This is a genomic window from Arthrobacter sp. NPDC080031, from assembly GCF_040702485.1.
Lineage (GTDB): Bacteria > Actinomycetota > Actinomycetes > Actinomycetales > Micrococcaceae > Arthrobacter.
The window spans coordinates 47,769-60,625 of the sequence record NZ_JBFBLA010000008.1 but is presented as its reverse complement, the minus strand read 5'-3'; the positions used below and the strand labels follow the sequence as shown (position 1 = coordinate 60,625).

General features: G+C 64.5%; 10 protein-coding genes and 1 riboswitch. Of the genes, 5 read left to right on the top strand and 5 right to left on the bottom strand.

Annotated features, from left to right (window positions below; translation table 11 throughout):
• Positions 1-181 precede the first annotated feature (181 nt).
• Positions 182-2,842 carry an exo-alpha-sialidase gene (locus AB0323_RS08485; protein ID WP_366176920.1) on the bottom strand — a complete coding sequence of 887 codons (2,661 nt, stop codon included), beginning with the start codon at positions 2,840-2,842 and terminating at the stop codon, positions 182-184.
• A gap of 281 nt (positions 2,843-3,123) precedes the next feature.
• On the opposite strand from AB0323_RS08485, the gene AB0323_RS08480 reads away from it, so the two are divergent.
• Positions 3,124-5,112: an amino acid transporter gene (locus AB0323_RS08480; RefSeq protein WP_366176919.1), complete on the top strand. Its 1,989-nt coding sequence runs from the start codon at positions 3,124-3,126 to the stop codon at positions 5,110-5,112.
• Between the two features lie 85 nt (positions 5,113-5,197).
• Here the strand turns inward: AB0323_RS08480 and AB0323_RS08475 are convergent, their stop codons facing one another.
• The 3 genes from AB0323_RS08475 to AB0323_RS08465 all read right to left on the bottom strand — a co-directional run bounded on the left by AB0323_RS08475 (position 5,198) and on the right by AB0323_RS08465 (position 7,826).
• On the bottom strand, positions 5,198-5,539 hold the full coding sequence (locus AB0323_RS08475; protein ID WP_364539807.1) for a P-II family nitrogen regulator: 342 nt from the start codon (positions 5,537-5,539) through the stop codon (positions 5,198-5,200).
• Positions 5,536-6,951: an ammonium transporter gene (locus tag AB0323_RS08470; RefSeq protein ID WP_366176918.1), complete on the bottom strand. Its 1,416-nt coding sequence runs from the start codon at positions 6,949-6,951 to the stop codon at positions 5,536-5,538. The genes AB0323_RS08475 and AB0323_RS08470 overlap by 4 nt, the downstream gene beginning before the upstream one ends.
• Before the next feature lie 299 nt (positions 6,952-7,250).
• The gene (locus tag AB0323_RS08465) at positions 7,251-7,826 is read right to left on the bottom strand and encodes a cupin domain-containing protein (protein WP_059388136.1); all 576 of its coding nucleotides are present in this window, start codon (positions 7,824-7,826) and stop codon (positions 7,251-7,253) included.
• Positions 7,827-8,128: 302 nt separating this feature from the next.
• Here AB0323_RS08465 and AB0323_RS08460 point away from each other — a divergent pair, with 302 nt between their 5' ends.
• Entirely contained in the window at positions 8,129-9,661 is a 1,533-nt protein-coding gene (locus AB0323_RS08460) for a sodium:solute symporter (protein ID WP_366176917.1), read from the top strand.
• Positions 9,662-9,744: 83 nt separating this feature from the next.
• Positions 9,745-9,864: riboswitch (SAM riboswitch) on the top strand.
• A 14-nt stretch (positions 9,865-9,878) separates the two neighbouring features.
• On the top strand, positions 9,879-10,199 hold the full coding sequence (locus AB0323_RS08455) for a hypothetical protein (RefSeq protein WP_366176916.1): 321 nt from the start codon (positions 9,879-9,881) through the stop codon (positions 10,197-10,199).
• Between the two features lie 37 nt (positions 10,200-10,236).
• Here the strand turns inward: AB0323_RS08455 and AB0323_RS08450 are convergent, their stop codons facing one another.
• Positions 10,237-10,425 carry a hypothetical protein gene (locus tag AB0323_RS08450; protein ID WP_366176915.1) on the bottom strand — a complete coding sequence of 63 codons (189 nt, stop codon included), beginning with the start codon at positions 10,423-10,425 and terminating at the stop codon, positions 10,237-10,239.
• Positions 10,426-10,692: 267 nt separating this feature from the next.
• Here AB0323_RS08450 and AB0323_RS08445 point away from each other — a divergent pair, with 267 nt between their 5' ends.
• Positions 10,693-11,856, top strand: a complete 1,164-nt coding sequence (locus AB0323_RS08445; protein ID WP_366176914.1) for a VIT1/CCC1 transporter family protein — start codon at positions 10,693-10,695, stop codon at positions 11,854-11,856.
• Between the two features lie 123 nt (positions 11,857-11,979).
• Positions 11,980-12,822, top strand: coding sequence for a matrixin family metalloprotease (locus AB0323_RS08440; protein WP_366177017.1), 843 nt, complete (start codon positions 11,980-11,982; stop codon positions 12,820-12,822).
• The last annotated feature ends 35 nt before the right edge of the window (positions 12,823-12,857 follow it).

The window sequence follows — 12,857 nt, the reverse complement described above, 5'->3', positions numbered from 1 at the left end:
TGCGCCACTCCTTTGTGAATAGGTGGATCGGACAGTGACTGTGACACCAATCATACACTCAAAGTTGCCTTATATGCATCACTTGTTTACGCCAGCAAAAGGCGTGCAAGTCCGCCACGACAAGACCGGGCCGGGCTCCCCAGCGCCCGGCCCAGCCTGTCACCTCATGCCCCCTCCCGGCCTATTTGCTCCCGGAGGGCGTCACCTGGAAGTCTCCGAATGACACTTGATGGCCTTGCGCATCCAGCACAACGAGGCTGTCCATGCCGTTTTTCACGTCGTTGGGCAGCACGAAGGAAACCGTGTTTTGCCGGCTCGGGAAGAACCAGCCCAAACGGTAGTTGCGCTTGTTCAGGTAGACGTAGTACCACTGGCCGTACTCCACGTTGTGGACTGTCACGGCCTGTCCGCTGCGGTACTTATCCGTCCCGAGCCCCAAGTCCAGCGGCGGGTTCGTCCCGATCAGCTCCTGGGAAGCCAAGGAGGGGTCCCAGCTTGGCTTTGCGGGCTTCACCTTCAGGGCAACCGCCTGCCTGTCCAACTGAAGCGACGCAATCCTCGCGCCGTTGTTCGCGGTGACCGGGATGGACGTCGCGGGGAACTCCTCGGCCGCGATGTCGCCGTCGCCCAGCGTGTAAGTGGAGGTGAGGTTGACCGACTCGCCCGCGGCGAGGGTTGGCTTGGACAATCCAATGGCCGCAGCCGTAAGGTCCGTCAACACCACATTGCCCGTGTTGGTCACCGTGTAGGCGAAGGTCACCGTATCGCCGGGTCCGGCAAAGCCATCCCCGTCAACGTCATTGAAGGTCGAGACCACCGAGCCGTTCACCTGGGGATTGCGGACCAGCAGGTCTACCTCGTCCCCCGTGACGGTGTAGTTCTGCGTGGCAGCCCCACTTCCCGTTACCTGCCAGACGGTGCTGGGAACAAAGAATCCCTGCGCCGCTTCGTCCGCCGTCACCGTGTGCTGCGGCGTTCCGCAGAGGTAGTTGCCCCACACGCCAAGGGTGCTGAACCGGCAGTTGCCCGAGCCCGGCGGCAGGAACGGCTGGAAGTTGCCGGACTGCGGGACTACGGATTCCGTGATGTTGCCCGTGCTGTACACCCGGAATTTGTAGGGCACCGTGCTGCCTGCGGCGTACGGGTGGGTTGCCAGGTCCCTGCCGGAGTCATTGCGGGCGCCGAAAATGTAGGCGCCCACCACGTTGCCGGCGAACCCGCCCGTGACCGTCACAGACACCGGTGCGGTGATCGATGACGTCCCGACGCTCAACCTGGCGGTCAGGGGCACCGCACCTGCCTTGGCGTACGACGGCGCCGTGACAGTCAGCTGCACAGTCGCCGTGGCGCCCGGAGCGAGGGAGGCGAGCTGCGCCGTCGTCGACGTCCAATCCTGCAAGGCGTCGAGGCCGACGGTCGAGGCGGGAAGCGGCGAGCTGTCGTTGTTGGTGACGGTCACGCTGAGCTGCGCGCTGCCGCCGTTCGTGACGGTGGCGGCGCCGGGGACAACGACGGCGGCAACCGGGCTAAGCCAGGCCGTGTCGAATTTCCCGAAGGTGATGGTGTTGTTGTCGCCTTCGTACAGGACGCCGAAAGCACCGTCCGACAGTGCGCTCACAGTGGAGTAGGACATGCTTCCGGGCTTGAAAACGCGCGAGGAGCCCCACGTCTTGCCGTCGTCGGCAGAGTAGCGGATGGTGCCGTCCACCCGCGCGCCGCCGGCGGTTGGGGTGGGCGAGTTGGAGAAGAGCAGCTTCTTGGCATCCGCCGATCCCGCGGCCGCGTCCGGATACATCCGCGTGATGGAACCGTTGTTCCGCGGATCCGGAAGCTGCGTGTCGGCAACCGGCGTGCTGTAGGTGGCGCCGCCGTCGGAGGAGTACGCGACTTTGCGGTAGTGCGGATTGGCGCCGGTGCTGTCCCTTGAGTTCAACATCACCCGGCCGTCGGAGAGTTCCACTGTCTTGTTCTCATCCATGCCTGTTCCGGTAGGCGTACCCATGTTCCACGTCTTGCCGTGGTCATCGGAGTAGACGCTGTAGGCCTGGATCTGGCGGCTCCCGTCGGGCTGGACAATGGTTCCGGCAAACTGCTGGATGAGCCTTCCGGCATGCGCTCCATACTTGAGCTGGGTGCCCTCGCCGGAGGAAGCGAACATGCTGACCACGCCGCCAACATTTGGGACGCCGTTGATGGTGCTGCCATTCGGCTTGACTGTACTGGTGACCAGCGGACCCGCAAAGCCTGCGTACGCGGAACCCGCCGGATAGCTGGACGAAACGGGCAGGCTCGGCTGGTTGGCCGGATCCGTGGACCAGGTGAGTCCGCGATCGGTGGAGACGGACACTTGCGAACTGATCACATTGGCGTCGGAATCGTCATTGCCGAGCACGCTGCCCGCGAATCCTTGATTCTTGGAGTAGACGTGGAAGTTGAACACCGTTCCGGTGACTTTGTCGACGACGTAGCTAGGGTCGCTGAACCCGTACTTCTGCACGCCCGCTGAGCCCAACTGTCCCCGCGCGATGAAGGTGGGACTCCCCCACGTCTTTCCACCGTCGGTGCTGCGCCGCTGGACGATGGAGTTGGCCGAGGGAGAATCGCCCCCGTCCGGACGGCCATCGTAGGAAGCCAGGAGGACTCCGTCGCCCAGATCCGCGAGCGCGACGATCCTGTAGTACTTGCCCAGGACGGGGTCGATGGCGTTGTCACCGTTGGACGCCAGGACCTGCTCGGCATAGTTTCCCGGCGGGTCGGAGGGAACGTTGGGACTCGGGAACGGATCCAACGCGGCATAGGCGGGCAAAACGGTTGACGTCACGAGAACTGCGGCGGCTGCCATGGAGACCGCCATTCTTCGCTGACTCCATCGCGACCGCCTCCTGACCCTGTCACTGAGTAGCGGGTTATTCATGCGTAGTCCTTTCGTATTGTGCTCACATCCAACATAGGACGTTCTATATGCTACGTGATGCCGCTCACATGCCAAATGCCTTGAATGTGTCCTTGAGGAAGTGACCCCCCTCACAGTGGGCGTAAAGATTCCATAAAGACGGGCATCCCGTCCCCTGCCCGCCCGTACGCTCCATCAGGAGCAGCTTCCAGGCTGCGCGAAAGGACCATGTGACAACGCTGACCAGGCCGCCGGCCGAACCCTCCGACCGGCGCAAACCCGCGGGCGAAATCAACCAGGGGCAATTCAAACGCTGGTTGCTTGATGGAATGCCTGAGACATCGGGAAAGCGCCAAGGTCCGCACGGCAGACCGGACGGGGACCACACGCCCCAGGCCTGGTGGAAGGTCATGTGCCTCACGGGGGTCGACTACTTCTCCACCCTCGGCTACCAGCCCGCCATTGCGGCGCTCGCGGCCGGTATCGTCTCACCGCTGGCCACGATCGTCCTGGTCGCCGTCACCTTGCTCGGTGCCCTGCCGGTCTACCGCCGGGTCGCCGCCGAAAGCGCTCGCGGTGAAGGCTCCATCGCGATGCTCGAGCGGCTCCTCCCCCGCTGGGGCGGCAAACTCTTCGTGCTCGCCTTGCTGGGATTCGCCGCCACGGACTTCATGATCACCATGACCCTCTCCGCCGCCGACGCGAGCGCCCACGCTATCGAAAACCCCTTTGCCCCCGAATGGCTCCACGGGCAGGAAATCACCATCACCCTGGCGCTCATCGCCGGGCTTGGCGTGGTGTTCCTCAGGGGCTTCAAGGAGGCCATCAACGTCGCGGTCGTGCTCGTGGGCGTCTACCTGGTGCTGAACGCCGTCGTCGTCGCCGTCGGGCTGGCGCACGTGGTGACCGAGGCACATGTCGTGACCGACTGGTGGGCCGCACTGAACCAGCAGCACGGAAACCCGTTGATCATGGTGGGCATTGCCCTCCTGGTCTTCCCGAAGCTTGCCCTGGGCCTCTCAGGATTCGAGACCGGCGTCGCGGTCATGCCACAGATTAAGGGCAGCCCCAGCGACACGGACGAAAATCCCGCGGGCCGCATCCGCGGCACCCACAAACTGCTCACGACGGCGGCCCTCATCATGAGTGCCTTCCTGGTGGCCTCGAGCTTCATCACGACATTCCTCATTCCGGCCGCTGAATTCCAGCCGGGAGGGAAAGCCGACGGACGAGCGCTCGCATTCCTCGCGCACCAATTCCTGGGCGACGGCTTCGGCACGGTCTATGACCTCAGCACCATCGCCATCCTGTGGTTTGCCGGCGCCTCCGCCATGGCGGGCTTGCTGAACCTCGTGCCGCGCTACTTGCCGCGCTTCGGCATGGCGCCGGCGTGGACCAAAGCCGTCCGCCCGCTGGTCCTGGTCTTCACCGCCGTCGGCTTCATCATCACGTTGGTCTTCGAGGCGAACGTCGAAGCCCAAGGCGGCGCCTACGCCACCGGCGTCCTGGTCCTCATGACCTCGGCCTCGATCGCCGTCACCCTGTCCGCACGCCGGAAGAAGCAGAAGGCCAAGACCATCGCCTTCGGTGCGGTGGCGGTCGTGTTCGCCTACACCACTGTGGCCAACGTGGTGGAACGCCCGGACGGCATCAGGATCGCGGCGCTGTTCATCCTCGGCATTGTCCTGGTGAGCTTCGCGTCGCGCGTACGCCGGTCCTTCGAACTGCGGGCTACGCACATCAAAATGGACCAGATGGCCCTCGAGTTCACGGCCTCCAACGAGGAAGGACCCATCCGGATCATCGCGCACGAGCCCAAGCGGCTCAGTGCCGACCGGTACCAGTTGAAGCTCCAGCATGCCCAGCAAGCCAACCACTTGCCGGTAGACAGCGACGCGATCTTCATCGAGATCATCGTGGATGACAGCTCCGACTTCGAGCAGGAACTCCTTGTGGAAGGCAAGGTCCGGCACGGCTTCAAGATCCTGGAGATCCACAGCAACAACGTGCCCAACACGCTCGCCGCGGTGCTCCTCCATATCCGGGACGTCACGGGGCTCATGCCGCACATCTATTTCCGCTGGACCGAAGGCAACCCCATCGCCAACCTGAGCAAGTTCCTCTTCTTCGGCGAGGGCGAGATCGCCCCGGTAACGCGCGAAGTGCTCCGTGAAGCCGAACCGGACATCACGCGCAGGCCGTGGGTGCACGTGGGCTGAACATGGCAGTGTTGGTGCCGCTTCCCGCGAAGCGGCACCAACACAGTGAAGCGGCACCAACACAGTCTGTTCCAGCGGATCCCTTCTAACTGATCGCGGAAGCGCCACGTTCCCCGGTCCGGACCCGCACCGCCTGGGAAACTTCAACGGTCCAGATCTTGCCGTCTCCGAATTGGCCGGTACTGGCTCCGGAGATGATGGCGTCCACTATTCCGTCCACCAGCTCGTCCGTGGCCAAGACTTCCACCCGGATTTTGGGAAGGAGATCGGAGGCGTATTCCGCTCCCCGGTACACCTCTACGTAGCCCCTTTGTTGGCCATAGCCGTTCGCTTGGCTCACGGTCATCCCGTTGACTCCAAAGCGTTCCAGGGCGTCCCGGACCTCGTCGATCCGCTCCGGCCTCACGATGGCCGTCACCAGTTTCACGTCGACGCCTTGCTACGCATCCGATCTGTTTTCCCGCTGGAGCTGGCTTCCGGTTCGCCGCTGGAACTCGACGGGGTTTTGCCGCTCTGTGGTTCTCCAGGGTTGAAGGACCCGCCAACCATGGCCAGCTCGTAGGCGGTTTCCGCGTGCTCAGTGATGTCGATGCCCGCCAGTTCTTCGTGCTCCTTGACGCGCATGCCCACTGTCTTGTGGATGGCCAGCCCGATGAGCGTGGTCATGATCGCCGTCCACACGGTGACCACCAGGGCAGTCAATATTTGGGGCCAGAATTGGCTCAGGCCGCCGCCGTAGAAAAGGCCGCCTTCAGTCTTTGCCGAGGGTACCGCGAAGAATCCGAGGGACAGGGTCCCCCACAGGCCGCCGACAAAGTGGACGGCAACAACGTCCAAGGAATCGTCCAAGCCGATCTTGAACTTCAGCCCGATCGCCAGTGCGCAGACGGCACCCGCGATGACGCCGATGACGATCGCGCCAATGGGATCCACGAATCCACACGCCGGGGTGACTGCCACCAAGCCCGCGACGGCGCCGGATGCGGCACCGAGGGACGTCGCGTGGCCGTCGCGGAGCCTTTCGACAAGGAGCCAGCCGAGGAGCGCTGCGCTTGTGGCCAGGAGGGTGTTCGTCCAGGCCAGTGCGGCGATTCCATCAGCGGCCAGTTCCGAACCGGCGTTGAAGCCGAACCACCCGAACCACAGCAGGCCCGCACCGAGCATCACGAAGGGGAGGTTGTGCGGCCGGATGTTGGGGTCTTTCATGAATCCGAGCCGTTTGCCGAGCACTACGGCGAGCATCAGCCCGGCCATGCCCGCGTTCATGTGGACGACGGTGCCACCGGCAAAGTCGAGGGCTGAGATCTTGCTGCCGATGATCCCGGTGGATCCGAAGAGGCCGCCACCCCAGACCCAGTGGGCAATTGGCGCGTAGACGATGGTGACCCAGAGGCCGGCAAACAGCAGCCATGGGCCAAACCTGACACGTTCGGCCACCGCGCCGCTGATCAGTGCGACCGTGATGATGGCGAAAGTGGCTTGGAATCCTATGAAGACCATGTCCGGCAACCCCGGGGCTTTACCACCGATGACGCTGGCGAGCCCGCTGAGTCCGAAGTTGGCGAAGGGATCTCCGATGAAGCCGCCCAGGGTATCCGGGCCGAACGCGAGTCCGTAGCCCCACAGGGCCCAGACCACCGCGACCACGCCAATGGCGCCAAAGCTCATCATCATGATGTTGAGGACGGACTTCATCCTGACAAGGCCGCCGTAGAAGAACGCCAAACCTGGCGTCATAAGAAGGACGAGGGCGGAAGCTGCAAGCATCCAGGCCGTTGCGCCGGGATCAAGGGTCTGCGGGTTCACATCGAGCCCTACGCTGAAGATTACTGGGTTCATTTCGGGAGCCTTCCTGCATTTACGGCGCTCCATGGCGCCCGCACGGCGAGACCATTTTTAAAACGAACAGGTCCTGGGATCCCACGGGATACCGACCTTGACGAGTTGCCTTGACTCGAAGGTACAGTCGCCCTGTTTCAGCATTCGGCACCATTCATTTCATGCACGTAACACCGCAGGCCCCAGGGTTAAATCAAGAAGTCGGTCATGTTTCGGGCGTGTTACGCCGCATGTCGACGTTTGTCGACGTCGTCGACGTTTGTCGACGTTTGTCCGCCGGGGTGTACAGAGTGCCGGCGTCAGCGGCTGGCTGCCGGCACCAGGATCCAGAGAACCTCAACGGGCTCGTCCGTCGGGTTGACCCAAGTGTGGGGTTCGCGTCCCGGGAAGGACAGCGTATCTCCCTCTTCGAGCTCGTACTCCTCGTTGGTGAGGATCAATTTGATGCGGCCCTTGACGACGTGCAGGACGTCGACGTCGCAATCGACGGCGTAAAGCTCGGCTTCTCCCCTGCCGCGGGGCTCGATGGAGGCTTGCAGGATCTGCAGCCGCCGCTCCGATCGGGCGGTCAGGAGCCTCTCAACGATTCCCTGGCCGCCGAGCGAAATCCGCGGGCCATCGTCACGCCGGGTCAGATGAGTCTCCGGCGCGGCGAACAGGTCCCCGATGGACACCGAAAGAACTTGGCAAAGCGTCACAAGGGAAGCGACCGACGGCGATGTCAGGTCGCGCTCCACACGGCTCAGGAACCCTTTGGTCAGGCCGGTGGCGTCGGCAACCTGCTCAATGGTGAGCCGCTGCGACTGGCGGGCGGCGCGGATTCTGGAACCGATGGCAACGGGGACGTTGCTCGGTTCAACGGGGAGAGCCTTCATTCACGAACCTTTCAGGCCGTTATGCGGCCCTGTCATTGCAGCAATAGTAGCCGGATCGCCCGCATGGCAGGGCCTTTGGCTAGCCGGACGAGCGCCGATGAGTCCACTGGGCAAGGCCGCGCCTTGACTGTTACTCGCATCACTACGTATCCTCATAGGCAACAAGAGTTGTTTGTGAGGCACACGTCACAGAATACTCTCCCCAATCACCAGCGCAGAGACCTTCCGCGACCCGCAACGAACCCCAGCGGACCGGCGTCGGAATCCCCAAGAACTCTGCGCGTCACTTTCAGGAGCCAACCGTGGACTCTTCGTTCATCAATATTGCGATCGTGGTGGTGTATTTGCTCGCCATGCTGGCCTTCGGCTGGTGGGGCAAGTCGCGCACCAAGAACAACAGCGACTTCCTGGTGGCAGGGCGCCGCCTCGGCCCGATGCTCTACACCGGCACCATGGCCGCCGTCGTCCTCGGCGGCGCATCGACGGTTGGCGGCGTCGGCCTCGGCTACAAGTTCGGCATCTCCGGCATGTGGCTCGTGGTCGCGATCGGTTCGGGCGTCCTCCTCCTGAGCCTGCTTTTCGCCGGCACCATCCAGAGGCTGAAGATCTACACCGTCTCCCAGATGCTGAGCCTGCGTTACGGCCAGCGCGCCACGCAGACCTCCGGCATCGTCATGCTCGCCTACACCCTCATGCTGTGTGCCACGTCCACGGGCGCCTACGCCACCATCTTCGTTGTCCTTTTCGGCTGGGAGCGCTGGCTCGCCATCGCCGTCGGCGGCGCCATCGTCCTGGTCTACTCCACCATCGGCGGCATGTGGTCCATCACCCTCGCCGACCAGGTGCAGTTCATCATCAAGACGGTGGGCATCTTCTTCCTCATGCTCCCGTTCGTCCTCAACGCCGCCGGCGGCCTCGACGGCATTCGTGCCCGTGTTGACGCCAGCTTCTTCCAGCTGGACGGCATCGGAGCGCAGACCATCATCACGTATTTCGTGGTCTACACCCTGGGCCTGCTGATCGGCCAGGACATCTGGCAGCGCGTCTTCACCGCCAAGACCCCCAAGGTGGCCCGTTGGGGCGGCGCCACTGCCGGCATCTACTGCGTCCTTTATGGCGTGGCCGGCGCCTTGATCGGCCTGGCCGCCCGTGTGGCCCTGCCCAACATCGACGTCAAGGCCCTCGGCAAGGACGTTGTCTACGCCGAGGTTGCCACCCACATCCTGCCGATCGGGATCGGCGGCCTCGTCATGGCCGCAGCAGTCGCGGCCATGATGTCCACCGCTTCCGGAGCCCTCATCGCCGCAGCCACCGTTGCCCGCGCCGACGTGGTCCCGTTCGTAGCGAGCTGGTTCGGCAAGACGATCAACACCAACGACACCGAGAACCCCGAGCACGACGTCAAGGCCAACCGCTACTGGGTCCTTGGCCTGGGCATCGTGGCCGTGCTGATCTCCATGGCGGCGCAAGACGTCGTGGTGGCCCTGACCATCGCCTACGACATCCTGGTGGGTGGCCTCCTGGTTGCCATCCTGGGCGGCCTGGTCTGGAAGCGTGGCACGGGCGTCGCCGCAGCGTGGTCCATGGCAGTGGGCTCGGTCCTGACTTTGGCCCTGCTGATCGCCTACGCCACCGGGATCATTCCCAGCGAAGACGGCGTCTACGCCAACGATCCCATCTACTGGGGCCTCGGCGCTTCGCTGGTCATCTACATCGTGGTTTCCCTTTTGACGCCGCCCACGGAGCCCGGGGTCCGGGCAGCCTGGGACCGCCGCGTTGCCGGCGCGGTCACCGAGGAACTCCCCTTGGAAGTCCTCCCGGTGGCCAGCCACTAAGCTTCACCAAGTAAAGTACGACGGCGGCGCCGCACCTTCTCCTCGAGGGTGCGGCGCCGCGCCTGCATGTACAGTAGGAACAGCTTCAAGAGATGTGGCGCCAAGCTCCGACTTGCCACACGCCAACCCCATGTTCACGGGTGGTTCGGATGAAGAAGCGGCCCGGCTCGGACCAGAGACAACCGAACGGGCAAGAGCAACTCCCCAGGAGAAGGCCATGCCTTTCGAAAACGGCACCAACGCCACAGCCGCCCGGGCCACCGGGTCCGGCCCCCTATCGCTGCCCCGCCACCGCCCGGTGGACGAGTTCGTCCGGGTGATTCCCGGCGTCGACCTCTCCCAAGGCTCCATCACGTTCGTGGTGGACGGAAACCTCGAGCGCTATTGGCATCATGAGCCTCGGCTCATCACCGAAGCGCTCTCAAAAGCCGTCCAGCCCGCCCGATGGTTCCCCGCGACACGGAAACTCACCCTGACGGTGGCCGCAACCGGGCACCGGGCAGGCGTGCAGCGGCACTTCATCCTGAGCGCGTTCTAGCTGCCAGGGCTTAGCACCTCGGGTTCAGCGGGCCGGACTATTCGATCTCTTCGGCCTCACGGTGTTCGTCGGCATCGAGCGGAACTACCCGTTCGTCATCGTCAAGAACCTCGGGCTGGTCTTCCCAGTCCTCGTCCACCGCCAGGTCCTCGCTGTAGTCATAGGCGGGATCGGCCTCGACCGTGGGACGTTCGGGGTGGCGGGTGTGGGTCTCGGTGCTGTCCATGGTGCAACCTCCGTTCGACGTGCCGCTGAGCCCATCGCACAGGCACATGAGGCAGCCGGTCATCACGCTACCCCGCCAATTCGTGGACCCTGTCCATCCATCCCAGCACTGCCCCCGGCTGCGGTCAAGGCTTCCCATGAGCCTCCCGTTTTTGAGGCGCGCCTAAAAGGTCCAGTGAGGATTACCGGCCGAAAAACAGCGGAAATTGGCGATAAGGTGGAGCTGCAATGAGGCGATGAAGCCCGCCCCAGCAACCCAGGAGTCCCGGTGCAACCGCACACAGAACCCTCGCATTCAGCCAATCCTTCGGACTCAAGCAGTCCGCCGCAAGACGCAGCAGCCACCAAGACTCCCCCGTCGTCGTCGGACATCAAGCGCTGGCGTCAGTACTTGGCGGACGAGCGGGCCGAGGCCGCCGTGTACCGCCAACTGGCGCAGCGCCGCGACGGCGAGGAACGCGAAATCCTCTTGGCCCTCGCAGAGGCCGAGGGCCGCCATGAGGCACACTGGCTCAGGCTCCTCGGCGAACATGCCGGTATGCCGAAGGCGGCCTCTGTCCGAAGCCGAATGCTCGGCTTCCTGGCCCGGAACTTCGGATCAGTGTTCGTCCTCGCCCTCGCCCAACGGGCTGAAGGCCGCTCGCCTTACGCGAAGGATCCGGCAGCGACCCGCGCCATGGCGGCCGACGAACAGATCCATGAAGAAGTAGTCCGCGGCCTGGCGACGCGCGGCCGCAACAGGTTGTCCGGCACCTTCCGCGCGGCCGTATTCGGCGCCAACGATGGCCTGGTCAGCAACCTTTCCCTCGTGATGGGCATGGCTGCCACCGGCGTTCCCGCCACGGTGGTCCTGTTCAGCGGCATCGCCGGCCTGCTCGCGGGCGCGCTCTCCATGGGTGCCGGCGAGTATGTCTCGGTCCGCTCCCAGCTCGAGCTCCTCAAGGCCACGCGCCCCACCCAGGCAACGCTGACCGCCGCACCGGCCCTGGACATCGAGCACAATGAGCTGGTCCTCGTGTATCTGGCCCGGGGCATGTCCCGCGAAGCCGCCGAACACCGGGCCGCGGAGCGCATGGGCCTCTACGCCTGCGATTGCGATCCCAGCCTCTCGCTCCACCCCGAAGTAGAAGAAACCGTCAACGAGCACGAGGCCGTGGGCTCCGCCTGGGGGGCCGCGATCTCGAGCTTCTGCTTCTTCGCTTCGGGCGCCATCGTGCCCATCCTGCCGTTCATCTTCGGCATGACGGGCTTCGCGGCGCTTGCCGTGGCCGGTACGCTGGTGGGCATCGCGCTTCTGTCGACTGGCGCCGTCGTCGGATTGCTGTCCGGAACCTCGCCGCTGACCCGCGGCCTCCGGCAACTCGCCATCGGTCTCGGTGCCGCCGCGGCCACGTATGGGCTCGGACTCGTCTTCGGCGCTGTCATCGGTTAGTAACGCCGGCGCAACGGGGCGCAGGTGAGGGACTTGGGGGAAGACTTGCATTCAAATTACGGGTACGACGGCGGCCCGCCGCCCAAGCGCGCCAATACCGTTCTCGCCCTGGTCCGAAACCTGATGGTGGTGGCGGCGGTCGCTGCCGTAGCCGTGCTTGTCAGTGGATTCCTCCGGGGCGACCCCGGCATCACCGGCTTGCTTCCGAACCTGGCCCCGTCCGCCCATGCCACGGCAAGCAGCCCCGGGCAGGACGCGGCTTCCGGGCAAGGTCCACGAAAGGCGGCCCGTGCGCCGGATACCCCGCCGCCTGGCCTGGAAGAAGCCGGGCACCCGCTCGGCTCCCCCGCCAAGCCTGCCGTGGCCAGCAACTCCTACAAGTTCCTGGCCACCAACGCCGACGGCACGCCGGTGGGCTATTCTCCATGCCGGCCATTGCACTACGTGGTCAACGCTGCCCTAGCCCCGGCCGGATCCGAAGGGCTCATCGCCGACGCCATCGCCAAGATCGCCGACGCCACAGGCCTCAAATTCGTCGACGACGGCACCACCACGGAAAACCCCTCCGAGAAGCGCAAGCCCTACCAGCCCGCGCTCTACGGAGATCGATGGGCACCCCTCCTGATTTCCTGGACCACTCCCGAAGCGGCTCCGGCCTTGACCGGAACCGTCATCGGCACCGGCGGCAGCACCATGTACAGCTTCGGCACCGGACCCAAGAGTTACGTCTCGGGAAGCCTGGACCTGGACGCCCCGCAAACCACGGAGCTGCTGGGCGTCTCCGGCGGCGCCCATTACGTCTCCGCGGTGATTCAACACGAACTTGGCCACGTGGTGGGCCTTGACCACGTAGAAGATCCAATCCAGCTCATGTACCCGGAGATCGGTGCCCCCGATGGTTTGGCGGCCGGAGACCTGAACGGACTCTTCAAACTCCACACCGCCCCGTGCCGGAGCGACCTGTAGCCCAGTTCAGGCCCTCCCCTCGCTCTGGCCCACGC

What these genes read in the sequence shown, in the direction of transcription:
- AB0323_RS08455 (WP_366176916.1), top strand. Translation starts at nt 9,879, where the DNA reads ATGCCTTTCGAAAACGGCACCAACGCCACAGCCGCCCGGGCCACCGGG.
- AB0323_RS08485 (WP_366176920.1), bottom strand. Translation starts at nt 2,842, where the DNA reads ATGGCAGCCGCCGCAGTTCTCGTGACGTCAACCGTTTTGCCCGCCTAT.
- AB0323_RS08465 (WP_059388136.1), bottom strand. Translation starts at nt 7,826, where the DNA reads ATGAAGGCTCTCCCCGTTGAACCGAGCAACGTCCCCGTTGCCATCGGT.
- AB0323_RS08440 (WP_366177017.1), top strand. Translation starts at nt 11,980, where the DNA reads ATGGTGGTGGCGGCGGTCGCTGCCGTAGCCGTGCTTGTCAGTGGATTC.
- AB0323_RS08450 (WP_366176915.1), bottom strand. Translation starts at nt 10,425, where the DNA reads ATGGACAGCACCGAGACCCACACCCGCCACCCCGAACGTCCCACGGTC.
- AB0323_RS08470 (WP_366176918.1), bottom strand. Translation starts at nt 6,951, where the DNA reads ATGAACCCAGTAATCTTCAGCGTAGGGCTCGATGTGAACCCGCAGACC.